Source organism: Algoriphagus marinus (assembly GCF_001936475.1).
GTDB lineage: Bacteria > Bacteroidota > Bacteroidia > Cytophagales > Cyclobacteriaceae > Algoriphagus > Algoriphagus marinus.
Genome location: NZ_MSPQ01000001.1, coordinates 508,978 through 535,268 on the forward strand (window position 1 = coordinate 508,978; position 26,291 = coordinate 535,268).

Here is a 26,291-nt window from a genome sequence, read left to right on the forward strand (position 1 = left end):
AAGATTCAAATTTTGAAATATGAAATTTTTTTTGATTTTAATGCTTGTTGCTGTTACAGGTACTGTTCAAGGCCAAACTGATACTCTTGTACTTAGTAATCATGATGTCATAGTTGGAGAGATTAAGAATATGGATAAAGGTGTCCTAATAATTGAGACTGATTATTCCGATTCTGATTTCAAAGTTTCTTGGACTGGAGTAAAGAAGATAATTTCAAAGACCAAATTTCTGATTACACTTTCTTCTGGAAAAAGGTATAACGGAAGCATCAATAGTATTGACTCGCTGCATGCGATTATAGATACTTATGATCCACAAGAGTTGCTGAATATTTCCCTGAAAAAGAAAAAAGAGGACCAAAATCTAGAAAAACCATTGGGGGGTAAAGTTCAGGTTGATCTACAAGAAGTTGTTTATTTGAATGCACTTGATGATGGTTTTTGGAGCAGATTGTCTGCCAATATTGATCTGGGATGGAGTGTTACAAAAGCAAATAACTTGAAGCAATTCAGTGTAAGAAGTGGATTAGGATACTTAGCGGACCGTTGGAAATTAGGATCCTCTTTCAATTCACTACGATCAAATCAAGATGGAGTCGAGCCAGTAAAACGGACCGATGCAGATATTACATTTAATTTTTTCTTGCCAAAAGATTGGTTTCTCCTCTACAATATCACTTTCCTATCAAATACTGAGCAGCTGATTCGATTGCGAACAGGTAACAAAGTCGGTGTTGGTAAATACGTTATTCATACTAATAAGACCTATTTTGGATTTCAGGCAGGTGTTAACTTTAACAATGAAACTTATTTTGATGATTCGCCTAACAGAAGATCAGGGGAAGCATTTATCGGTTCAGAATTGAACTTATATGATATTGGAGATTTGAATTTACTTACCCAAGTAGTAGCCTATCCAAGTTTTACTGAAAAAGGGCGTTTTAGAACAGACTTTAAGTTTGATTTAAAATATGATTTTCCAAAAGACATTTACATCAAGCTTGGCACATCTCTAAACTATGATAATCAGCCAATTGAAGGGGCTGGAAAACTGGATTATATCTTCCAGACTACTGTTGGATGGAGTTTGTAACCAAAATTTGAATTAGCCTAATTTATCATCAATATGTGATTAACTTTTATCTGTCAAATCAGATTTTGATTATAGATTATCTTCCTATTTCATCATTTTTAGCTTTAGTTTAGATCAGTTACCTGGTCATTTAATCTTACTATGTTATGCCAAAATAGATCTTTGTAAATTCGCGCTTATGACTTTTAGAAAAGCATCCTTTTCAGGATGCTTTTTCTATTTTGCAGGAAATTCAAAATTCACATATGTGTATGAAAATTAATCAATTTGAAAAGAGATTTTATTTGATCCTATTGATCGGTATGGGTACGTTAATTTTAGCAAATGCCCAAACGGATTCTTTAATCTTAAAAAACAAGAATATAATTATCGGAGAGATTAAAAGTATGGACAAAGGCGTCCTTATCATAGAAACTGACTATTCGGATGTTGACTTTAATATTTCTTGGAACGGCATTGAACAGGTATTTTCCAAAACTAAATACCTTATTACTCTTTCAAATGGGAAAAGATACAATGGCATAATCCGAAGTATTGATGAAAATACCGTCGAAATTGATACCTACGATCCTGAGAGTCTTTTAAATATAAGAAAGGTTAAAAATTCAAAAACTGAGGATATTGGAGGTGGTAAAATAAATGTCCAAATAATGGAAATAGTGTATTTAAATGCACTGGATGAAGGGTTTTGGAGCAGGCTTTCAGCTAATATTGATTTAGGATGGAGTGTGACTAAAGCTAATAATTTAAGGCAGTTTAATGTTCGTAGTGGTTTGGGATATTTAGCAGACCGATGGAAAATCACCTCGTCTTATAATAATATTAATTCTAGGCAGGATGACACGGAAGACGTGAACAATTTAAATGCAAACATTACCTATAATTATTTTTTATCCAATGACTGGTACCTTATGTACAATATTTCATTCCTTTCAAATACGGAACAGTTGATCAAGTTAAGAACGAATAATCAAGTAGGGTTTGGTAAATATCTTATCCACAATAATAAAACATACCTTGGATTACAGGCTGGGATAAACCTTAATAATGAAAAGGATTTTGGTGATAATCCTGCTAAACAATCTGGTGAATTTTTTATCGGCTATGAATTAAATATGTATGATATTGGTGATTTTAGTATCTATAGCCAATTGATGGCTTATCCAAGTTTTACTGAATCTAAAAGATTTAGAACAGACTCTAGTATTGATTTGAAATATGAGTTCTTTTCGGATTTTTATGTGAAACTCGGGACCTCTGTTAACTATGATAATAGGCCTGTAGTGGGTGGTACTAAACTGACTTATGTTATTCAAACCACGATAGGTTGGAGTTTGTAACTGAAATATTTTGAGTTTCATTTCGGTTGCCCCTTGTAAATTTATTCTTTCAAAAGGCAATGCTTCTAGAAATTAATTTTGTTGAAATTAAAGCACTTGATTTTTCAAGTGTATTCATTAGATGAAACTGTTTTTCAAAAAAAGATACAGAATGATCAGATGAGGCTTTAGTTTTTCTTAAAAATTTGTTGCAGACTTTTTTTCAAAGATTAATTTGTGCTGAATTTCGATAACATGCCAACCGAAGGAGAAATAGATCTCTATTATGTCTTGTAAAGTCCTCTTGGATGGAAGTTTTAGGTTTTTTAAAGATTTTCCAAATAAAGCATCCTCATTTTTTTCCTTTGATGTTTTGGATTTGCCTCCAGTACTTTTTATGAAAAAGATGCTGTAAATACTCGTAATTTTACTTTTCAGAACCATTTACAATCGGCTTGAGTTTACCTTCCATGTTGTATTACAAGAAATTTGACCATCAAACGAGTAAAGAATGGGTAGTTTTTATCCATGGCGCAGGAGGTTCTTCTGCAGTATGGTACAAGCAGTTGAAGGATTTCAAAAAGCAATTTAATCTTTTACTCATTGATTTGAGAGGTCATGGCAAATCGGTCGACATTCCAAAAGCAATCTACAACGAGGAATATACCTTTACTGCTGTCACTGAAGACATCATTGAAGTGCTCGATGAATTACAAATTCCGCCAGCACATTTCATGGGAGTCTCTCTTGGAACAATTTTGGTCAGGCAATTGGCAGAATTAGAAAAACATAGGGTAAAATCGCTTGTATTAGCAGGTGCAGTTACGAGATTGACAACCCAATCGAGAATCTTGGTTTTTCTGGGGAATGCCTTCAAGCGAATTATACCTTTTATGTGGCTTTATAAACTTTTCGCCTTCGTCATAATGCCAAGAAAGCAGCATGCAGAATCCCGGAATCTCTTTATCCAAGAAGCACAGAAGCTTTGCCAAAAAGAGTTTATTCGATGGTTCAAACTTACCAAAGATATAAATCCATTATTGAGATATTTCAAAGAGTCGGACCTTGGGATCCCAACATTGTATGTGATGGGTGATCAAGATGTAATGTTTCTGGAGCCGGTAAGGCATATTATCAAATCTCACAAAAATTCAATATTAACCATTCTTGAAAAATGTGGGCATGTGGTGAACGTCGAACGTCCTGACGAATTCAATCATTTATCGCTTGCATTTATTCAAAATCACAGTAATTAAGCTCCAACTATTCTAAATGAATAAGCAAACCAAAACCCTATTAATCGTTGCAGTAATCGCCATTATCGCGGTCATTTACATTTATCCAAGATGGAATAGTGGCTCTGATTCAGGCCCGGTTGCTCCTTCCGGCCCTCCGGCAGGAGCTACAGAATTACCAGTTTCGGTAATTACGTTAAAAAAAGAAACGTTAAAGAATCAACTGAACGTGACTGGTACTATTCTACCTAATGAATCAGTATCGCTAAGACCTGAAGTTTCCGGCTTGGTCACTAAGATCACCTTTAAGGAAGGTCAATATGTTTCCAAAGGCACGCCCTTACTTTACTTGAATGACAATGACCTTCAGGCACAATATCAAAAATTAGAGTACACACAAAAACTTTTTGAAAGTCAAGAAAATCGTCAGAAGCAGTTGCTGGCTCGGGAAGCGATTAGTCAGGAAGAATATGACATTGTCTTGAATCAATACAATACAACGCTTTCAGATCTGAAATTAGTAGAAGCTCAAATCCAAAAGACTATTGTCAGAGCTCCATTTAATGGGGTATTGGGTCTGCGCCAAGTCAGTGAAGGTAGTGTGATTGGTTCCAATGATATTATAGCCACCGTGGTAAGCATGGATCCAATTAAAATTGAATTTTCTATTCCAGAGCGATATGCAAACATGGTAGAAGTTGGAGCTCCGGTTTACTTCTCAAGTGAAGCAACGACGGATGAGGCAGAAGGGAAAGTTTATGCTTTCGAACCACAAATCGATGCAGCTACCCGGACCTTGAAACTAAGAGCTCAAAGCTCTAATAAAGGAGGGAAATTCCTTCCGGGAATGTTTGTGAAGATTCGATTTGTATTAGGAGAAATAGACGACGCATTAATGGTGCCTGCTGAATCGGTAATTCCGGAGCTTCAAGGCTATAAAGTCTTTGTGGTAGGTAAGGACCAAAAGGCTGAGGAACGAAGTGTAGAAATAGGAACCCGTACCGAAAGTCAAGTTCAAATCACTAAGGGTCTGGAAGAAGGAGATATGGTACTTACATCAGGTGTGCTTCAGGCTCGGCCTGGGTCTCCTTTGAAAATCACAAATACAAACTAATATGGCAAGTCTTTCTAGTTTGAGTATCAATAGGCCAGTGTTGGCCATCGTGATGTCGATAACGATCGTCCTTTTTGGAGTCATCGGTATCAGTTTACTCGGGATACGAGAATATCCAAGCGTGGATCCACCGGTAATTTCTGTCAGGACTGCTTATACAGGTGCCAATGCAGATGTTATCGAAGCCCAGATCACTGAGCCACTCGAAGAGGCCATTAATGGTATTCAAGGAATCAAATCCATGAGCTCTACCAGTAATGATGGAACTAGTAATATTACCGTAGAATTTGATGTCGGAGCTGATCTTGAGGCTGCAGCAAATGATGTCCGGGATAAAGTTGCAGGAGCTCAGCGAAATTTGCCACCTGATGCTGAGCCTCCCGTGGTTTCCAAGGCTGATGCTGACTCAAATCCGATCATATATTTGAGTGTCCAAAGTGAAGTAAGAAGTTTGCTCGACGTTTCATATTTAGCAGACAATATTTTCAAAGAGCGACTTCAGACTATTCCTGGAGTAAGTAGAGTACAGATTTGGGGGGATAAGGAATATGCAATTCGACTCCGAATGGATCCGCTCAAAATGGCATCCTATGGAGTGACTCCTCTGGATGTACTCCAAAAGGTACAAAGTGAAAACGTAGAATTACCCTCAGGTAGAATAGAGGGGGCAACAATAGAATTGTCTGTTAGGACAAAAAGTCGTCTGAGTTCACCCATGGAGTTCAATGACTTAATTATCAAGGAGGATCAAAATAATATTGTTCGCTTCCAGGATATAGGTAAAGCAGAACTTACCGCTTTGAATGAGCGAACAGTTTTGAAAAGTGACAACGTTCCGATGGTGGTGGTAGTTCTAGTACCGTTGCCCGGATCAAATAGTATTGAGATTGCAGATGAATTCTATAAGAGAGTCGAAAGTATCAAAAAAGATCTTCCATCGGATGTATCTATTGAAGTAACTTATGACTCAACAAAGTACATTCGGAATTCCATTGCAGAAGTACAGGAGACTATAGTTATTGCCTTCTTTTTGGTTGTTGCTATCATCTTCTTATTTCTTAGGGATTGGAGAACTACATTCATTCCAGTTTTGACGATTCCTATTTCATTAATAGGAGTCTTTTTCATCATGTATTTGATGGATTTTTCAATCAATGTCTTGACACTTTTGGGGATCGTTCTCTCGATAGGTTTGGTAGTTGATGATGCGATTGTTGTTTTAGAGAATATTTATACTCGAATAGAGAAGGGAGAAAATCCACAGGAAGCAGCTGAAAAAGGTTCTGAAGAAATCTTCTTTGCTGTAATCGCTACTACAGTGGCTTTGGCCGCTGTATTTCTTCCAGTGATTTTCCTGACGGGGACTACAGGAAGACTCTTTAAAGAGTTTGGAATTGTAGTGGCTGGAGCCGTAATAATTTCCTCTTTCGTTGCATTGACTATGACTCCAATGCTAAGCTCGAAATTGCTCAAACGAAGAGAAAAGCATAATGCATTTTACAATTTTACTGAACCGGGATTTGTATGGATCAACAATCAATATGATAAAGCCTTAAGTGGATTTATGAAGGTTCGATGGGTTGCATTTATATTGATAGGAGTGATGGGGTTTGGGATCTATTGGTTGTTTAATAACATACAAACAGAACTTGCTCCGACCGAAGATCGAGGAGAAATACGAATTAATATGTCAGGCCCAGAGGGTGCAACTTTCGGCTATATGGATCCAGTAATCGATCAATTGACCCGTGATTTCATGGCGGAAATCCCAGAGGAAGAACGAATCAGAATGATCAGTGTGACTTCACCAGGTTTTGGTACTGCAAGTACTAATTCTGGGTTTATCCGTATGATTCTGACAGACGCAGATAAGCGAGAAAGATCCCAACAACAGATCTATGATCAGGTCAACCAAAAGCTGAGAACCATTACCTCTGTTAGGGCTTTTGCTTCTCAGGCACAGTCTATCGGAGATCGGCGAGGTGGCCTTCCAGTGCAATATGTCATACAGGCACCAACCTTGGATAAATTGAAAGCGGTTATACCTACCTTTTTGGAAGAGACCAGTAAAAGTCCTGCCTTTATCTTCTCTGATATCAATTTGAAATTCACGAAGCCTGAATTGGAGATTGAAATCGATCGTGAAAAAGCAAGAAATGTTGGTGTTTCTGTACAAGAAATAGCTCGAACTCTCCAACTTTCATATTCAGGACAGCGCTTTGCCTATTTCATTAGGGAAGGAAAGCAATATCAGGTAGTAGGCGAAATGCAAATTCAAGATCGAAATGAGCCTGTTAATCTTCGAATGCTCTACGTGAGAGCAGATAATGGGGAACTTATTCAATTGGATAACCTTGTACGTGTAGTGGAAAAAAGTACTCCGCCGCAATTGTACAGATATAATAGATTCGTAAGCGCAACAGTTTCCGCCAATCTTGCCGAAGGGTATACCATTGGAAATGGATTAGATGAAATGGATAGAATTGCTGCTAAAGTGCTTGATGATTCATTTTCTACGGATGTTGCAGGACCATCAAAGGAATTCCGGGAAAGCTCCAATAGCTTGCTGTTTGCTTTCATTTTTGCATTGATTTTGATTTATTTAGTTCTTTCTGCTCAGTTTGAGAGCTTTAGAGATCCTTTGACGATCATGTTTACCGTGCCACTGGCGCTCTTTGGTGCCTTGTTCACGCTATGGTTTTTCGGCTATACTTTGAATATCTTCAGCCAGATTGGAATTATCATGTTGATTGGATTGGTGACAAAAAATGGAATTCTAATAGTAGAATTTGCAAACCAGCGGAAAGCACAAGGAATGGATGTTAATGAAGCAATCTTTGGTGCTGCGGTTGCCAGATTCCGACCGATTCTAATGACTAGTTTATCCACTATTCTTGGTATTCTTCCAATTGCTTTGGCACTTGGAGCTGGAGCGGAAAGCCGAGTGCCAATGGGAGCGACGGTAATCGGAGGATTGGCATTAGCCACTATCTTGACTTTATTTATTATCCCAGCTATTTACACATACTTGACTTCAAAAGAAGCTAGACTAGCACGAATTTAATGAAGAGAATTACCCTATTGCTCTTATTGAGCAGCATTTCTACCTGTTTATTTGCCCAAAGCGAAGAATCTCTTGATTTGGAAAAGGCAATTCAAATGGGCCTGGAGAATAATTTGCAGGTGAAAATTGCAGTAGAAACTATTACGCTTCGTGAAGGAGATGAAAAAATTGGTACTGGAGATTTGTTTTTACCGCGAGTCGATGCTACTTATCTGAGAAACTTCAGTAAGGAGGACGTTACTCAAAAATTTGTAAACGATCCTGAGCCTAGACAGATAGACAATGCGAAATCGAGAAATGAAAATTTCACCGTAGCTGCGATTTATGGCTTTAGGCCAGAGAGCTTTATTGTCATGAAGCGTCTGGGTCAACTTACAGAGATCTCGGAGCTGGAGACCAAAGTTGTGGTAGAGAATACCGTTGCCGGAATCTCTTCAGCTTATTACCGACTGGTTTTGGAGCTACAACGCTATGAAGTTCTGAAAAATACTTTGGAACTCAGCCAATCCAGATTGGATATCGCCAAAGCCCAGTACGAGTTGGGTGGTGCGGGAAAGCGAGATTTCTTGACTGCAGAGGTAGATTACAATTCAGATTTAACTTTGCTTTTGACTCAAGAGCAGATTATCCAAAATGCTCGGGTGAATCTTAATGAATTGATGGCATTAGACCCGAATATCAAATTCACTGTGAAAGACACGATTTTGATTGGTGATCCGTTGCTGCTTCTTGATTTGGAGGAAAATGCGTTTACTGAAAATAAAAATCTATTGATTGCCCAGCGAGCTGAGAATGTAGCATTTCTTCAAATGAAGGAACTTCGTGCTTCTAGATTACCAATCTTAAATCTAAATGGGAATTACGTTAATAACACTTCCAATTCTGATGCAGGATTTTTGATTCAGAATCAGCGTCAAGGATTCAATGGTGGAGGTAATATCACTGTTAATCTATTCAGTGGCTTGACACTGAATAGACGAATCCAAAATGCAAAGGTCCAACAGAAGATCCAGTCTTATGCGACTGACCAATTTGAAGTACAACTCAAATCGGATATTCATCGGTCTTATAATACCTACCTGACGAACAAAAACCTTCTCGAGGTAGAAAAGAAGAACTATCAAACTGCAAAAGAAAGTACAGAAATCGCCTTGGAGAGATTCCGTTTGGGAATTTCTTCTTACCTCGAATTCAGAGATGCGCAAGTTAATTTGCTTACTGCTCAGAACCGTTTGATTACTTCGATTTTCAATATTAAGGAACAAGAAATTGAGCTAAGGAGACTTTCTGGGAAGATTTTCTTCCAGAATAGTTTTACTCCTTTTGACATTCCCACTGAGAATTAAAAAGACTGAGCAGCTGAAAATATGGCTGCTCATTTTTTTATTTGCTTTTTTTAACAATTCCCTACTTTTTCTTTTGGCATAGCATTTGCCAAATGGGCTTCGGAACATCCTGGGTTTCAATGACCCAACTTAATGAAAAGAGCCTCGATTCTATTTACTTTAGTTTTTGTACTTCTTTTTTTTGGGGTGCAATGTACTTTCCTCGAGAAGAATTTCGGAGTCAAATTGACTAAAGACACCTATATCCTTGATCTCCCTGGAATTCAAAAAAGAGGTTTTATTCGCGCAGCGGTGGATAATAATACCACTGGTTATTATATCTATCGTGGTAGAAGAATGGGCTACGAGTACGAATTGCTAAGAGATCTTGCCAAGCGATTGGATGTACAATTAAGACTGGTGTTGGTTTCGGATATTGATGCTGCCTTCGATTTTTTAGAAAATGGAAAGGTTGATTTGATTGCGATGAATCTGGAAGAGAATCCTCAGCGAGCCATTGGGAATTCCTTTTCTATTCCCCTTGGGAATATGAAAACTCTTCTGGTTGGCCGTGAAAAGGAAGGAAAAATCAAATCGTGGGAGCAGTTAGCAAATGATACCATCTTTGTAAGAGAAGGTACTGTTTACGAATCCAAACTAAATGAAATTAAAGATTCCCTTAATCTCGGATTCATAGTAAAAGCCTCTAAAAATCAAGAGGAAGTCCTGATCGATCAAGTAGTAAACGGTCAAATCAAATGGACTGTAGCCGATCAAAACATTGCCATGGCAAATGCTACCTATTATGAAGGCTTGGATGTCTCTTGGAAAATAAGTGATGAGGGAAAAGTTGCTTGGGTAGTTCGTGAAAACTCGCCTATTCTTTTAGAAAAATTGAATGAATGGATGCTGGATAAGCAAAAGAGATTTATTCCAGATCTATATTCGAAATACTTTAGAAATTCTAAAAACTCTTATTTCCGTAATACAAGCCCCTTTTCTTCTCTTGCTGGAAACCAAATATCAGAATATGATGAAATCATTAAAGAAGGAGCAGAGCAACTGGGTTGGGATTGGCGATTGCTAGCATCCCTTGTATATAAAGAATCACGGTTTGATACCACAGCTACATCCTATGCAGGCGCTCAAGGCCTGCTTCAACTAATGCCGGTAACATTGGAACGATTTGGAGTTACTAATCCAAATGATCCGCAACAGTCACTGCTTGGCGGAGTCAGATACCTCCGTTATTTGGATAAATTTTGGATTGAACGAGTACCTGATATGAATGAGCGCTTGAAATTTATCCTCGCTTCTTACAACATTGGTCATGGTCATGTCGAAGATGCCTGGAGACTTACTTTGAAATATGGGAAAAGTACTCAAAGCTGGACTGAAGTATCTAAATTCTTAGAATTGAAAAGTGATCCTGAGTATTACAAAGACCCAGTCGTGAAAAGCGGTTTTGCAAAAGGACACCTCGCCGTCAACTACGTCAAAGATGTCCTAAGCATTTTCCAATCTTACAAATCTCTTGTGGAGCCTTAAGCTCCCTCGTGAAGCTCGAACATTGCCTCGATTTCTACTGGGATATTATCAGGCAATGAACCCATTCCTACTGCAGACCGTACACCTATTCCATTTTCCTCGCCCCAAACTTGGGCAAATAATTCGCTGGCGCCATTGATGATATAGGGATGCTTTTCAAAAGTGGATATACAATTTACCATTCCGAGCACTTTGATAACTTTTTTGACTCGATTCAGAGAACCTAGATTAGCTTTGATAGTCGCCAGCATAGCCAATCCAACTTGTCTTGCTGCAAGTTTTCCATGTTCTTGATCCATGTCTTCACCGATTCTGCCGATGATCAATGTGCCATCTGGCTGGACAGTTCCGTGACCGGAAAGGTAGAGGTATTTGCCATCTACAAGGCAAGGCTTGTACACTCCTAAGGGCTTTGGAGCAGGCGGTAAGGTCAATCCAGTTTTGGTGAAGTTACTTTCGGGGGTTTCCATTGTGATCGAGTTAAGTGTTGAATTTATACGAAAAGGTCAAGAATTAACACTCCAGCAAGTCCTATAACTGCTACAAGCGTTTCCATAAGAGACCAAGATTTGATGGTGTCTTTGATACTTACATTGAAGAACTCCTTATACATCCAGAATCCGGCATCGTTGAAATGAGAAAACATCAAACTCCCAGCGCCTATTGACAGCACAAGGAGATTAGGATCTACATTCATGGTAGTCACTAGTGGAGCAATAATTCCGGCGGTCGTCAATCCTGCTACAGTAGCAGATCCTACACAAACGCGAATGATCGCTGTGATAATCCAAGCAAGGATCAGCGGATGAATATCCCAAGTCTGCAAGCTTTCTGCGATGACCTGACTAACTCCTGTATCTGTAAATATTTGTTTCAAAGCTCCTGCACCTGCTACAATCAGCAATATCATAGCAATATCTTTGGTAGCTATAGTGTAAATATCCATGAGCTGAGGCATGCTGAATTTGCGTCGTAAACCCAAGGTATACGTCGCTACCAAAACCGAAATCAACATCACAATACCTGGATTGGAGATGAAGCCTATCAGCTTGGCAAATGGACTTTCTTCGGGTGTATTCAAGCTGAGTGCCGTCGTGCCGACTAGGAGAAAAACCGGCAGCAAAGCAGTAAAAAAGCTATTTTCTTTTCCTGGTAGTTGTTCCTCAGGCTTGGTTTCTGCCTGAAAAGTCTTTAATGGTTTTGCCTCAATATTCTTTAGTGTTCTTGCGAAAATGGGTCCGGCGATGATGATGGTAGGGATTGCAATTATGAATCCGTAAAAAAGGGTCAGGCCCATATTGGCTTCAAACTGGGCGACAAGAGCAGCTGGCGATGGATGTGGTGGCAAAAATCCATGCGTTACAGATAATGCTGCCAAAAGAGGAATACCTACATAGACCGCAGAGATTTTATACTGATAGGCCACAGTAAAGGCTAAGGGCACCAATAGGACAAATCCCACATTATAGAAAAGTGGAATGCCTACGATCAATCCGGTCAGGGACATCGCCCAAGTGATGTATTTCTCTCCAAAGATTTTCATCAGGGTCCCCGCAATCTGCTGTGCCGCCCCGGATTCAGCCACCAATTTACCGAGCATCGCTCCCATGACGATCACGATGACCAAGTCTCCGAGGAGATTTCCCATACCTTTCTGGACGGATCCAGCGATCTGATCTGCAGGAAGCCCCAATAAAAAACCTGCGCTGATAGATGCAATCAAAAAAGCCAGAAAGGGATTGAGCTTGGCCCATACGATCAAGAGTACCAGGATCGCAATACTTAGCAGTACTAGAAGAAAGGTCATTGGCTGGGGTTATTTGGACTCTTAAGATAGAAAAAAGGATAGAAAGCAGTTATCAGAGAATCAATTTCTTTGCAATTCACTTATTGCCTGACCCACCGAATTGACTTCTGGCCGTGAATACTCTTTAAGCGGATCAAATAGATTCCGGGATTAAGAGATTCCAAGAAGTTTGAGCATTCTGATTCTGACCAGTTCAGAGATTTAAGAAGCTGACCTTGTATATCGAATACTTCCATTTGAGTATTTTCTGAAAAAAGTTCGGAATTCACTATTATCCGGATTCTACCGTTTCGGTATGGATTTGGGAAAATTTGAAAATGACTTTCTTCAAAATTGATAGGACTGGAAGCAATGACATTGCTCCAGGAATAATTTCCTGAAAAGTCGATTTGCTTGATTCTGTAATAGGCAATTTGATTGGGATAACTATCGAAATCATCAAAAGAATAGACTACAGGTTCATTGGAATCTCCCTTGCTAGCTATTTTTCCCAGCATCTTCCACTCCTTTTGAGGGTTTGTAGATCGATAAATTTCAAATTCTTTATTTCCTTCTTCTGATGCTAATTTCCAACTTAATTCGACCTTCGAAAAACTTCTTTTTGCCTCAACAGTCAGCCAAGTGACTGGTAAAACGCTTAGTGTCCTGAAGCTTCCTACTGTAAAATTAACCCCTTCCAATTGTGAAAAAGTCAAGTCCCTTCTTGCCCATAGTAGCGTAGGATCTAAACCGGGTAGATGGTTGCCAGGCGCAGCATATCCTGTGCCTACTATTCGAAGGTCATCAACTTGATCCACAATAAGGTTGTCGGCAGAGATTCGGAGTTCGACTGGATTGGAATTAGAAGTCAACCCATAAAAATTGAAATAGCTAAATAAGCGGTAAAGAATCGGAGTACCATCATTGTCATCAAACCCCGAATTATATTCAGCACCATCATATTCTGTGAATGAAATCCGGAGATCTTCTCCGCTAGTATTTCCCAATAACTGTACACTTCGAGTTCCTTTTTGGTAGCGATCTGCAAAAGGGAATGTTGCATTCGTTTCATTTAGTGTGGCAGGAAGAGAAAAATAGTGAATCTCCCCCAGTCTCTCCCAGGATCCGGAAGCATAATTAATCCCTCCTATTGAAGAGCTGTTTACAAAAAGGCTGTTTTCATTGAAATTCAAAATGCCATCAATCATGGAGAGTGTTTGGGTAATCGTAAGGTTTTGATTCAAATTGACTCGCCCTCCCGTTTTATTTACCGTTAAGTTTCGCGTCGTTAGGGCAAATCCTTCGATAGTTTGGGTTAAGTTACCGATAAAATGGAGGTCCGTTGGGCTGGCTAAAATTGCCCCAAGACCTGACTGAGTAATATTTCCTTGAACGAAAAAAGGACTCGGAATGGAAAGATTTTGATTCCCCTGAAGTTCCAAATCAGTGACTTGATTTGGTATACTGGCATCCGTGTATGAGCTGCTAAGAAAAGTCTTTGGAGCAGACCCTCCCCTAAAAATTACTGATCCATCCAATTGAAAAGTTGCAGCTTCCATGCGTGGATTTTGCCCTTCTAAAATCAATCGTCCACCGCTTTGTAAGTCAAATAGGCCGGCACTGACGGTAGCAGATCTAAACAGGATTCCCAAATTACATTGTGAGAGGAAAGTCGCTCCGCTTTCGACGGTAAGTGTTCCAAATGGGCCTGCTCCATAAACCGTTGTTTCATTATTAAAAGAAAGGGATGCGCATAGAGCAGGAATGATCGTGCTGTCTAATTTTTGAATTACTGTCCCAGACCTTACTGTAAATTGAACTGCTTTGAATGGTTCCTCTATTACTAATTCTTGTCCTATACCAGGATCGAATATCACACTGTATCTACTATTAATGGTGAATCCACTCCAGTGATTCTTTCTAATTATCGTTCTCGAGTTCCCTTTAAAAATCAATCTGCTTCCAATGGAATTCCCTATCCAGTTTTGGCTGTTCCAAGTTCCTGAAGGTAAACCTGGAGCAGGACCGGAAAAAGCATTTAGTGATCCATAAATTTCAAGTTCTCTTGAATTTAAATTCAGTTTTTGGCCAGCTGATGTCTCCGAATTTATAAAAACTGATTTCGCTTGCTCATTGCCAGTGAGGGTAACCAAGTGTGTCTGATCAATGTAAATGTCATTCGTATTTGATGGTTTGGCTAGCGCGGGTACCCAGCTGGTTCCATCAAAAATATGCCAAATGGCTGGATTCGAATAAATACCTGAGCTAACTGTTTTATAAGCATTGATTTCTTGCGCGGTGGCACTAATCCTGAATAGGCAAATTCCTATAACTGCCGATAATATACTGTATATTCGGCATCGAAAAATAAAAAGGTGGGACAACGTTTTGACCCTTGTTTTCATCTAAAAGTAGTTTAAAAAGAGTTTTAAGTTAGTAAAAAATGAATCAACAAAAGAAAAACTTAATTATTTTTTTTATACTGACCTTCAGCTCCTTAGAGCAAGTGATAGGTCAGGCCTATCAAATCAGTTTATTGACTGCAGATCCGGGGGATGAGCTCTATTCTGCCTTTGGCCACTCCGCTATTCGGGTTCTGGATACAGAGAACCGGACAGACTATGTCTTCAACTATGGTACTTTTGATTTTGACACTCCTAACTTCTACGGCAAGTTCGCTGGCGGTAAACTAGACTACATGCTTTCGGTCAGCACCTTTGCGGCTTTTGTCGCTGAATATGACCGACAGGGAAGGGGGATCAAGGAGCAAATCCTGGATTTGAGCGCAGAACAGACTCAATTCATGATCGAGTTTTTACAGATTAATTACCAACCAGATCGGCGCTATTACCGCTATGACTTTTTCTATGACAACTGTGCCACACGGATCCGGGATGCCTTGGACTTGGTCTTGGGAGACAAGTTGGTCTGGAAGGATGAGGTGAAAGAATCCGATGAAAAGACTTTTCGAAATCTGATTGACGAGTATGTCTATACCTTGCCTTGGGCCGATTTGGGAATCGATTTGGCGCTTGGAGCTGTGATCGATGTAGATGCAAAGCCACTAGAAGAGCAATTTCTTCCTGATTACATGTTTGAATCTTTTGCACGAGCAGAAATCCAAGGAGATGGTCCTATCAGGCCTTTGGTGAAGGAGACTTTAGTCATCATGGAATTTCCGAAAGAAGAAAAATCAATGGGTGCTTTTAATCCCTATTGGATTTTTTGGTTAATCGCAATCATCTTCACAGCGATTACTTTCATAGGCTTTAAGAAGAAAAAACTATTTATTGGCTTTGATTTGGCCTTCTTTGGCCTTTTGGGATTTTTGGGTATTGTTATCGCTTTGCTTTGGTTTGCCACAGAACATAGTGCAACCAAGTGGAACTGGAATTTCCTTTGGGCATTTCCCGGTCATTTGGTTTTGATCAAAGGACTATGGTCCAAGACCCTTGCCCCTTGGGTAAGAAAGTACCTGCTTTTTGCATTGATTATGGCAGATGCTGCAGTGGTATTTTGGATCTTGGGCTGGCAATCCTTCCATCCTAGCCTGATGCCGATCTTATTGATTCTGATTCTTCGTACCAATTACCTCTATTATAATTTAGGCAAGTATCGGTTGACTACTTCTTAAATCTTACCCGAAAGCAAACTTTTGCATAGGGGAATGGTGTTGGGTATCTTCAAGCTATCCCATGGAATTTAAACTTACATCAGATTACAAGCCTACAGGCGATCAGCCCAAAGCGATCCAGAAATTGGTCGAGGGAGTAAATGATGGGGAACAAGCCCAGGTTTTGCTGGGAGTAACAGGGTCGGGGAAGACTTTCACCATCGCAAATGTGATCCAGCAAGTTCAGAAGCCAACTCTCATTCTAAGTCATAATAAAACCCTTGCTGCGCAGCTTTACGGTGAGTTCAAGCAATTCTTCCCGGAGAATGCAGTCGAATATTTTATTTCCTATTACGATTACTACCAGCCAGAGGCCTTTATCCCAAGTTCGGGTACTTATATAGAAAAAGACCTTTCGATCAATGAAGAGATCGAAAAGCTGCGACTCAGTGCTTCTTCAGCCTTACTTACTGGTCGCAGAGATGTGATTGTGGTTGCTTCGGTTTCCTGTATCTATGGTATTGGTAATCCGGAGGAGTTTGCCAAGAATGTAATCCGCTTACAGGAAGGTGACAGAATCCCCAGAAATCAGTTGCTTTTCAAACTGGTCGATATCCTATACAGTCGCACTCAGCAAGAGTTGACCCACGGGACTTTTCGAGTAAAGGGAGATACGGTAGATATTTTCGTAGCATATGCGGATTGGGGCTATCGGATTTTCTTTTGGGGGGATGAGATCGAAGCTATTCAGCGGTTTGACCCGGCAACGGGAAAAAAACTGAACGATGAGAAAATCATTTCCATTTTTCCTGCAAATCTCTTTGTAACTGGAAGGGATACGATTAATACTGCGATCAAAGAGATTCAGGATGATATGGTAGCTCAAGTGAACTTCTTTGAGAAGGAGGGGAAATTTTTGGAGGCCAAGCGTCTTCAGGAGCGGACTGAGTTTGACTTAGAGATGATCCGGGAGCTGGGCTATTGCTCGGGAGTAGAAAATTACTCGAGGTATTTTGATCGACGCGAGCCTGGGATGCGCCCTTTCTGTCTGATGGATTATTTTCCGGATGATTTTTTATTGGTCATAGACGAAAGCCATGTGACTATCCCTCAAGTACGGGCTATGTGGGGAGGAGACCGTTCTCGAAAAGTGAACCTTGTCGACTTCGGATTCCGACTTCCATCAGCTTTGGACAATCGACCGTTGAAATTTGATGAGTTTGAGACTTTGGCTAATCAGGTCGTTTACGTATCAGCTACTCCAGCCGATTATGAGTTGGCACTTACAGAAGGAGAAGTGGTAGAACAGATTATCAGACCTACAGGACTTCTAGATCCAACTATCGAGGTGCGTCCAAGTCAAAATCAAATTGATGATTTGTTAGAAGAAATCGATCAAACCATCAAAACAGATGCACGTGTGCTGGTGACTACACTTACCAAGCGGATGGCAGAGGAATTACAAAAATTCTTGGAACGCGCTGGCGTGAAATCCCGATACATTCACTCTGAAGTCAAGACACTGGATCGAGTAGAAATCCTTCGTGAATTGAGACTGGGGGTATTTGATGTATTAGTCGGGGTCAATTTATTACGTGAAGGATTGGATTTACCTGAGGTTTCTTTGGTGGCGATTTTGGATGCAGATAAGGAAGGTTTCCTTCGAAATGAGCGAAGTTTGGTGCAGACGATCGGTAGAGCCGCACGAAATTCTGAAGGGCGAGTGATCATGTATGCTGATAAAATCACTGCATCGATGCAATTGGCTATCGATGAAACAAAGCGAAGAAGAGCGCTTCAGATCGAATACAATACCGAGCATGGAATCACGCCTACCACAATTTTGAAATCCCGGGATAAAATTATGGGACAAACAAAAGTGGCTGATTCTAAGAAAAATGCGAAATTCTACGCCGAGCCGATGCCCGGTGAGGCGAATATGGCTGCAGATCCGGTGGTGCAGTATTTGAGTAAGGATAAGTTAGAAAAATTGATCCAACAGACTCAAAAACAAATGGAGAAAGCGGCGAAAGAGCTCAACTTCATGGAAGCTGCGAGGCTACGAGATGAGTGGCAAGCTCAAAAATCCCGATTGGAACAATTGAATCTAGGAGTAAACAAGTAATAGGTTTTCCTGTTCATAAACCACTAGACCATGACCTTACAGGAAATTAGGATTCTCGCTTCGAAAGGGGAGGGATTGAAGATTGAATTCAAGAAAAAAGCAGCGCATCCGGAAAAAATTGTTCGGGAAGTCATTGCTTTGGCTAATACTGTAGGTGGAAATTTATTAATTGGAGTAGATGATGACGGCACGGTAAGTGGCCAGCGATTTATCGAGGAGGAGATTTTCGTGATGGAAAAGGCTATTCAAGAGTTGATTTTTCCAACTTTAGAATACGAGGTGTCTTCCATAAAACTGTCTGAAAAAAAAGGAGTGGCAGTTTTTAAAATTCCTATGAGTAATCAAAGGCCGCATTATTTGAAAGAAAAAGAGCGAAAGCAAGCTTTTATTCGTGTTGCGGATCGTAGCATACAAGCAAGCAGAGAAGTTTGGGAGGTTTTACGCAGAGGGAAAAATCAAAGAGACACTGTTTTTACCTACAGCTGGAAAGAAGAGTTGCTTATGAAAGCCATGGAAGATACAGGCAAGATAACCTTGAAAGAGTATGCAAAGCTGGCTAAGCTCCCAAAATTCATTGCTTCAAAAACCCTTGTGCGCCTCGTATTGGCGAATGTGCTTCAGATTCACCCTCAAGAAGCGGATGATTTTTTTACCTTAAAAGAGACGGGAGTTTGATCCCGGTGCGTTCCGTAAAACCTACATTCCCCTGAAGGCCACCACTATGAATCACAAGAATTTTTGATCCTTTTGGAAAATAGTTTTGGCAGATTAAATGCCAGATTCCGAAAAGCATCTTTCCTGTATAGATTGGGTCTAGAATAATTCCAAAAGACTCGTAAAACCACCAAATAAATTCGACTAGTTGTTGATCGTATTTCGCGTATCCTCCAAAATGGAATTGAGAAAAAATCTCAAAAGATCCCAATCCACTAAGATCAAAGCCTTTTAGTAAATCATCAATTTCCTTTCGAATAAAGTCCCCTCTTAAAGCCGAAAACCCAAGCAGCTTTTGCGATGATTCTAAGGAAGTATAGATACCGGCGAATGTTCCTCCAGTTCCAATGGAAGTAGCAATGTGAGAGTATTTTTTATCATTGGGTTGAAGAATTTCAGCTGTTCCTTTGATCGCAAGTTCGTTAGTTCCACCCTCTGGGATAAGGTAAAACGCCCCAAATTTTTCAGAAAGGCTTTTGAGAAAAGAAGGTTCTTTTTTCAGTCTAAAGGTGGCTCGATCTACAAAATGAAGATCCATGCCAAGAGATTCTGCATGAGAAAGTGTAGCATTAAGAGGATCTATCCGTTCTCCTCTGATGATCCCAATAGCCGATAAATTTAGAGCTTTTGCACCTGCTGCTGTGGCATAAATATGATTTGAAAAAGCACCTCCAAAGGTCAAAACCTTTTCAAATCCATCCAAAACCGCTTTTTCCAGATTGTATTTCAGTTTAAAGAATTTATTTCCCGAAAGCTCGGGATGGACCAAGTCTAGACGTTTGATCGCCAATTCAATTCCTTTTTCATCCAAAAGTGGATGATCTAGCGGTTGATTAATGACTGGAAGAGATTGTAGCATGAAAGCCCTAAATGGAAAAGTTTCTTAAAGTTAATAATCTTATTTTTGCATCATGAGCATGCTACCCGACGACGAAATCGAAGAGGACGAATTAGAATTATATGAGCACTACCGTTTTCTTGTAGACAAGGGCCAATCGCCAATCCGGATTGATAAGTTTTTGACTGAGAAGGTTGCTTTGGCGACCAGAAATCGGGTGCAGCTGGCCATTGATGCAGGTTCTATCCAGGTAAATGGAAAAAACACCAAAGGGAGTTATAAGATCAAACCAGGGGATGATATCCGAGTTCTATTTGAAAAACCTAGAAGGGAAACGGAAGTTCTAGCTGAGGATATAGACTTAGATATTATTTTCGAAGATCAATACCTGATGGTAGTAAATAAGCCCGCCGGGATGGTTGTTCACCCTGCGCAGGGTAATTGGACTGGGACACTCGTGAATGGACTGGTTTACCATTTTCAAAATTTACCTGAAATGAAAGGCAATGTGGGAAGACCCGGACTAGTTCATCGAATTGATAAGGATACCTCTGGTTTGCTTGTAATAGCCAAATCGGAGGAAGCGATGACTCATTTGGCAGCACAATTTTTTCATCATACCATTGACCGAACTTATCTAGCTCTTGTTTGGGGTGAGCCGGAAGGTGAATCGGGAACCATTACTGGCAATGTGGGCAGAAGCGCTAAGGATCGTAAAGTGATGGATGTATTTGTAGATGGAAGTCAGGGAAAGCATGCTGTGACTCATTGGAAAGTAATTGAGCGACTAAGGTATGTTACGCTAGTTCAATGTAATTTGGAGACAGGGCGAACTCATCAGATTAGAGCGCACATGAAGTTCATAGGACACCCACTTTTCAATGATGCCATGTATGGTGGAGATAAAATCCGGAAAGGGACGCAGTTTGCGAAGTATAAAACTTTCATTCAAAACTGTTTTGACTTAATTCCAAGGCAAGCCCTTCATGCCAAATCATTGGGCTTTATCCATCCTGTCACTAAAGAGAAGCTTTATTTCGAAGCGCCACTTCCACCAGATTTTGGGGGCGTGTTAGATAAATGGAGATCCTATGTGATTTATGAATAAGTATTTTTCTTATGAAATGTGTAATAAAAGCTCATTAATATTGAATTAATGATATTTATTTAATCAAATTTCGATTGATTCAGCAAAAAATAAAAGTCTTATTGAAAATCTGTTAATCTCAACAGTAATAAAAGGAGTAAAATTACCGAATCGTTATTTTTCAATCGATTTCATTAAAAATACTGTAAATTTTTAGAATTATTATTGAAATATTTTTAATAAACCTGTGCTCCCTCTATATTTGAAGTATCAATAAGGCACAACAGAAGGTTGGCATTCCAAAATACATTGAAATTACACTACACTGTAGGGTGTTGAAACTGGCAGACAAGCCCTCCTGTCTCGGGGGTGAGGTTACTGGGATAAAGCGTTTACCGAGCTCGTAAATTTGCCTAACTACTTCGTGGAGGTTCGAATCCTTCTCCTACAGCAGGTTATTTTGGGTTTATTGTTAATTGACTAAGACCATGAAATTTTGTTTCATGGTTTTTTTATGCCCTTTTTATTCTTATAAGTTATTTCATAAAATAACTAAATCACAATAGAAGATTTTGAAAAAATGTCATTAGGGAATCCATAATTAATTCTAAAAATTTGAGTCAAAAATAAAAATAATGTAATAAAAAGAGCTTTTTTAAATTTAAACTGTAAAAAAATAAAATAATTATTGCCAAAATTTTAATAAACCAATGGTATTTCTAATTTTGGCCTATTGAAATTTAAATCGATTGCGAAAAATAATAAATCGATTCTAAACTTCACTTATGCAAAAGGCATAATACCAACTACTCTAATGTAGGATGTTGAAACTGGCAGACAAGCCCTCCTGTCTCGGGGGTGAAGATTTTAGCATAAAGCATAATTCAACCGAACTATTGCCTAACTACTTCGTGGAGGTTCGAATCCTTCTCCTACAGCTAAAAAGCAGCACATAGGTGCTGCTTTTTTCATTTAGTGTAAAGCTTATTCCTTATTTTAGTTGAAAATTACCTTTGATGGACCGAAAGGATAGAACTAAGAACTTCAAGCACCCGATTCGAAAGAAGATTGTTAGAATCTTAATGATTATTTTTTTATCAATACTTTTCCTAGAGTTTTTGGTTTACTTCGGCTCTAACCTTTTGCTTTCCAATTGGACAAGGCAAAAAATCAATGAATCCACTAAAGGTGTTTACGAGGTTGATTTTAACAGGGTAAATTTTTCACTCATTCGAAGAGGATTGTTTTTGGATGGCATTATCCTAAAACCTGTCAATTCCAGAATGGATAACCAAGATCAGGCACTTTTCGATCTCTATTTGGACCAACTCGCAATTAAGAGCCTTTGGTATAGTTTTTCATCAGGGGTGTTTTCTATTGGAAAGATCGAGCTTGATAATCCAAATCTTAGCTTGGATTTGCCTGATCGGCAGAATTTTGATGATCAATCCGAAATTGTGCCCCAAAAAGAATCACGGGTAAAAGCTTTAGAAGCAGAAATCAAAAAGAGTATTGATCGATTAAGTTTTGCAGGTGTATATATATACGAGATTGAAATTGTCCATGCAGATCTTTTCTTTTTAAACTTTCTAAGTGAGAATTCTCTCAAGGCAGAGAATACAAAATTGATTGTTAAGGATGTGAACTGGGTCACTCAGCAAGAGTGGAAAACGCCTTTCAATGCCAAAGGATTTGAATTTGATCTCGAAAATGTCAATTTCCCTCTACCTGATGGAGTTCATACGGTCTCAGCTACCAATGTTAAGGTCAGTTCCTTAGATAATCAGATTGATCTAAAAGGACTTCAACTTACCCCGGATCGAACAAAGGAAAGCAAGGCTTATTACGATGTTTCACTGAAAGACCTTAGGGTTGGTAATGTGGATTTGAATACCGCTTTTATGACTTCAAAGGTTTTGATAGACGAAATTGTATTGGCGAATCCGAATTTCAAGGTGGAACGCCGAATTACCTCCGAAAAGGATACCACTTCTTCCGGAAATTTGAATGATTTGATTGACGGGATATTGGAGTCAATTGAAATCAAAGAGCTTTCTGTAGTCCAAGGAAGTTTTTTGACCTCAGACTTTCAAGATTCACTTAAGAATCGGATTGAGATCAAGGATCTTGATTTCAATATGATCAAGTTTTATTTAGGCAATGATCTAGAAAGGCGAAAAAATCAATTTTTTTATGGTCAGGATGCTTCTATGAGGATCAAGGATGCAAGCCTATATCTCTCCGACGATATCCATGTGATCTATGGTGAAAGTGTCACCTTATCTTCCTTTAAGGATGAATTAATCATTGAAAATGTAAGAGTTGAACCTAGAGTAGAGTCTCTTGAGGCTTTGGATCCGGATAATATTATTCAAATCTCTCTTCCAAAGCTTGCGCTTAACAATGCCAACCTTAAGCAATTCTACAATCAAGGGAAATTGGAAATGGATGAACTGATCATTGATTCTCCAAAAGTTGAATTTAAAGAATTGAATCAGAAGGAAAAGAGACCTTTTAAGGATGGTAAAGCATCAGAACTTCTGAAGGGCTATATGGATGAGGTTTCTATAGCAAAACTTCAGCTAAATGATGGTGAAGTTCAATTTACCGATGAGGCTGGAGTTCGTAGCAACGATATCGGTTTTGAGCGATTCAGTTTACTCTTGGAAAAAGTACTGATCAGACCAAATCTGACCACTTCTATTCAAGATATTTTTCTGGCTGAGGAAATGGTCCTTAGTATGGATAAATACCGCCTCAAGCTTAGAGATAACTTACATGAATTTCTGGCAGGAGAGATTTTGATAGATTCAAAAAATTCTCGGGTGGTAATCAAGGATTTCTCATTGAAACCAGAAAATCCGGATGCTGTCCAGAATGCATTGGATGCTTATAATAAAACCGTGGTTATTGATGTGGAAATTCCGGAATTTAGAATTGAGGGGATAGATCTTCAGGCTGCTTTTTGGGATGAAAAGCTAATCGTGGGAGAGATTCTGATTCCTTCCCCCAAAGCGGAATTGAAAAGATATCGAAAGAAAATTGTCAGTTCAAATGCTTCAGAACAGCTGAATTCTGCCGACGAATTTGAAACGCTCCTGACTTCTTATTTTTCCTACATACAGATTGATTCGGTCAGTTTCAGTGACGGACAAATCAAGTATGAAAATTTTTCCGGCTCAAAAGATATTTCATTGTCCGAGGATAGTCTTTCTTTAAAACTGAAGGGGTTTTTGATTGAAAGGGGAGTCCCGGTTGAAGAAGGTAGAACTTTCTTTTCTGAGGAAATAGATTTAAGTCTTGCCAAGTACTCTTTTAATGTCGCCGGGGGTAATTATGAAGTCGATACCGACAACTTGAATTATAATTCAAAGTCCAAAACAATTTTCATTGATAACCTAAGGTTATTTCCTTCCAAGGAAATCGATAGTAAAATCGCATTTGAGGTGAAACTACCGGAGGTTGCTTTCAGAGGTGTAGACTTACAATCATTTCTGTTCGACAACACCTTGATATTGGATCGTCTGGCGGTTAATGGTAGTGAAATCGAGCTCGGAATTAACAGGGACTTTGAAGCAGGGGCAAAGACTTCAAAAAAGAAAAGCACTTCAAATAAGGCCTTACCAAAAGCTATTGATGAGATAAGAATCAAAAAAATAGATGCCCTCGATTCAAAACTGACTATCAATTATTTGACTGGAAAAAGTGATGTCCAATCGATCCAAACAAACTTTGACTTAGAGGTTAGCGGACTTCGATTGGATTCAACTACCTCTTCCAAAGAGAATTTTTCGAGACTTTTTGAGGAGATTGATTTAAAACTAGAAAACTTTTCCTTTGCGCTCCCTGATAGTATTCACAATCTGAAATTCACTTCCTTAGAGGTGAATAATAAGGAGGAAGAAACCGTATTTTCTGATTTTGAAATCTCACCAATCAATACGATAGGGAAGCAAGGAGTCCCTGTTTTTTCCGCTAAAATCAAGCAGTTGGGAGTGAAACATAACAACATATCTACCATTGAGTCCACCGGGATTTTTGATTTATCCAGAGTGAGGTTGACTGAGCCTGTGATAAATGTGTATCTCGATTCCGAGGAAAAGGAGACAAGTAATTCAGTTCAGAATTCCCGAAAAGAAAATGCTTTTGTTTCCTCCATAATTCTCCAAGATCTTCTAATTCAGCATGGAAGTGTTACCCTTCACAACAAAGAGACGGGGCCAATACCTAGGTTGGCATTTTCCAATTTAGATTTTGAAATCAATGATTTGAATCTCAACCTTATGGGTCAGGATATGGATCTGAGACCACAATTTCTACTAGAGAAGGATTTAAGCCTCTCACTGACCAATTACCGTTTGATGACCAAGGATAGTTTAAATAAAATTCGAATTGGTAAAATCAAGTTCTTTGAAAATGACCTTACACTGGAAAACGTATTTTTTGGGCCTGCGGTAGGGAGGTATGAGTATATGCGAACTCGAGGGTTTCAAACTGATGCGATAGAAGCATCAATAAAAAAAATCTCGTTAGTTGATCTTGATTTTGATACTTACTTCAGTTCAAAAAAGATTAAAGCGAAAAAATTGGAGTTGGAAGGATTGGACCTGGATGTATTTCGAGATAAGAGACTTCCCATACAGGAAGGTGTGGTCAAGCCGATGCCGCAAGAAATGATGCAAAATGCTCCGTTCGATATGGAATTGGACTCGGTGATTTTAAGAGAGGGTAGAATTGAATATCAAGAATTTGCTCTCAGAGGAATGGCGCCTGGTTTTATCCGATTTGAGGACTTAAATCTGAATATTTCTCCTTTTGTTCTTACGCAGCCAGGATCAGATTATCCTGAAAAGAAATCAGTAATACATGCGACCACGAATGTTATGGGCCAAGGTCATGTAAAACTGAAGTCAGTTTATTTCTTTGAACCATTGTCCCCTATGGAAGTGGAAATTTCTATGGGTGAATTTGACCTTACTCTGGCAAATAGCATGCTTACAAACGGAGCATTTATTAAAGTAGTAGATGGAAGAGTGACTGATGGCAAATGGGATTTCAAAATTAACGAGAATGAGGCTTGGGGTAAGATGAATTTTAGATATGAGGATTTGAAAATTCAATTTTTAGATTCTGTGAGTATGCTTCCAGGTACAGGTAAATTGGGATTAATGACTTTTTTAGCTAACACCATTACCAAAAAAAGTAATCCAAGAAAGTTCTTTAATAATCGGGTAATTTCAGATGTGTACTATGAGCGGGATAAATCGAAATTTATTTTCGGCGGATGGTGGAAAGCCACCTTTAGTGGTCTTAAAGGAAGTGTTGGATTAGGTCAGCCGAAGATTCCAAAAAGAAGAGAGGATAATGAAGAATAAGGTCTTAAAAAAAATAAGAAAGCTCAATTGAGAAGTCAGAGTGCGCTTGAAAATT

16 protein-coding genes are annotated in these 26,291 nt (G+C 39.2%); 12 read left to right on the plus strand and 4 right to left on the minus strand.

What is annotated here, in order from left to right; all coding sequences use genetic code 11:
- The first annotated feature begins 19 nt into the window (after positions 1-19).
- From BVC88_RS02190 to BVC88_RS02225, 7 genes are all read left to right on the plus strand, one after another.
- Positions 20-1,093 (plus strand): DUF481 domain-containing protein, encoded by a 1,074-nt coding sequence (locus tag BVC88_RS02190; RefSeq protein ID WP_075349002.1) that lies wholly within the window; start codon positions 20-22, stop codon positions 1,091-1,093.
- A gap of 251 nt (positions 1,094-1,344) precedes the next feature.
- Entirely contained in the window at positions 1,345-2,433 is a 1,089-nt protein-coding gene (locus BVC88_RS02195; RefSeq protein ID WP_245803573.1) for a DUF481 domain-containing protein, read from the plus strand.
- Positions 2,434-2,882: 449 nt separating this feature from the next.
- Positions 2,883-3,668, plus strand: coding sequence for an alpha/beta fold hydrolase (locus tag BVC88_RS02205; protein WP_075349004.1), 786 nt, complete (start codon positions 2,883-2,885; stop codon positions 3,666-3,668).
- Positions 3,669-3,684: 16 nt separating this feature from the next.
- Complete coding sequence (locus tag BVC88_RS02210; RefSeq protein ID WP_075349005.1) at positions 3,685-4,761, plus strand: efflux RND transporter periplasmic adaptor subunit; 1,077 nt, start codon at positions 3,685-3,687, stop codon at positions 4,759-4,761.
- 1 nt (position 4,762) lies between these two features.
- Entirely contained in the window at positions 4,763-7,825 is a 3,063-nt protein-coding gene (locus BVC88_RS02215) for an efflux RND transporter permease subunit (RefSeq protein WP_075349006.1), read from the plus strand.
- Complete coding sequence (locus tag BVC88_RS02220; protein WP_075349007.1) at positions 7,825-9,171, plus strand: TolC family protein; 1,347 nt, start codon at positions 7,825-7,827, stop codon at positions 9,169-9,171. The genes BVC88_RS02215 and BVC88_RS02220 overlap by 1 nt, the downstream gene beginning before the upstream one ends.
- A gap of 132 nt (positions 9,172-9,303) precedes the next feature.
- Positions 9,304-10,698 (plus strand): MltF family protein, encoded by a 1,395-nt coding sequence (locus tag BVC88_RS02225; protein WP_075349008.1) that lies wholly within the window; start codon positions 9,304-9,306, stop codon positions 10,696-10,698.
- On the opposite strand, the gene BVC88_RS02230 is transcribed toward BVC88_RS02225, so the two are convergent.
- From BVC88_RS02230 to BVC88_RS02240, 3 genes are all read right to left on the minus strand, one after another.
- A complete protein-coding gene (locus tag BVC88_RS02230) occupies positions 10,695-11,168 on the minus strand; it encodes a RidA family protein (protein ID WP_075349009.1) in 474 nt (157 codons plus the stop codon). The genes BVC88_RS02225 and BVC88_RS02230 overlap by 4 nt on opposite strands.
- Before the next feature lie 23 nt (positions 11,169-11,191).
- Positions 11,192-12,505, minus strand: a complete 1,314-nt coding sequence (locus BVC88_RS02235; protein WP_075349010.1) for a gluconate:H+ symporter — start codon at positions 12,503-12,505, stop codon at positions 11,192-11,194.
- Positions 12,506-12,585: 80 nt separating this feature from the next.
- The gene (locus BVC88_RS02240) at positions 12,586-14,889 is read right to left on the minus strand and encodes a T9SS type A sorting domain-containing protein (RefSeq protein ID WP_075349011.1); all 2,304 of its coding nucleotides are present in this window, start codon (positions 14,887-14,889) and stop codon (positions 12,586-12,588) included.
- Positions 14,890-14,927: 38 nt separating this feature from the next.
- Here BVC88_RS02240 and BVC88_RS02245 point away from each other — a divergent pair, with 38 nt between their 5' ends.
- From BVC88_RS02245 to BVC88_RS02255, 3 genes are all read left to right on the plus strand, one after another.
- Positions 14,928-16,118, plus strand: coding sequence for an Lnb N-terminal periplasmic domain-containing protein (locus BVC88_RS02245; RefSeq protein ID WP_075349012.1), 1,191 nt, complete (start codon positions 14,928-14,930; stop codon positions 16,116-16,118).
- Between the two features lie 61 nt (positions 16,119-16,179).
- Positions 16,180-18,222 (plus strand): excinuclease ABC subunit UvrB, encoded by a 2,043-nt coding sequence (gene uvrB / locus BVC88_RS02250; RefSeq protein WP_075349013.1) that lies wholly within the window; start codon positions 16,180-16,182, stop codon positions 18,220-18,222.
- A 30-nt stretch (positions 18,223-18,252) separates the two neighbouring features.
- Positions 18,253-18,897: an AlbA family DNA-binding domain-containing protein gene (locus tag BVC88_RS02255; RefSeq protein WP_075349014.1), complete on the plus strand. Its 645-nt coding sequence runs from the start codon at positions 18,253-18,255 to the stop codon at positions 18,895-18,897.
- On the opposite strand, the gene BVC88_RS02260 is transcribed toward BVC88_RS02255, so the two are convergent.
- On the minus strand, positions 18,872-19,795 hold the full coding sequence (locus BVC88_RS02260; RefSeq protein WP_075349015.1) for a 1-aminocyclopropane-1-carboxylate deaminase/D-cysteine desulfhydrase: 924 nt from the start codon (positions 19,793-19,795) through the stop codon (positions 18,872-18,874). The genes BVC88_RS02255 and BVC88_RS02260 overlap by 26 nt on opposite strands.
- A gap of 52 nt (positions 19,796-19,847) precedes the next feature.
- Between BVC88_RS02260 and BVC88_RS02265 the strand changes: the two genes are divergently transcribed.
- Positions 19,848-20,882 (plus strand): RluA family pseudouridine synthase, encoded by a 1,035-nt coding sequence (locus BVC88_RS02265; protein WP_089153050.1) that lies wholly within the window; start codon positions 19,848-19,850, stop codon positions 20,880-20,882.
- A gap of 1,061 nt (positions 20,883-21,943) precedes the next feature.
- On the plus strand, positions 21,944-26,236 hold the full coding sequence (locus tag BVC88_RS02270) for a hypothetical protein (RefSeq protein ID WP_139316504.1): 4,293 nt from the start codon (positions 21,944-21,946) through the stop codon (positions 26,234-26,236).
- The last annotated feature ends 55 nt before the right edge of the window (positions 26,237-26,291 follow it).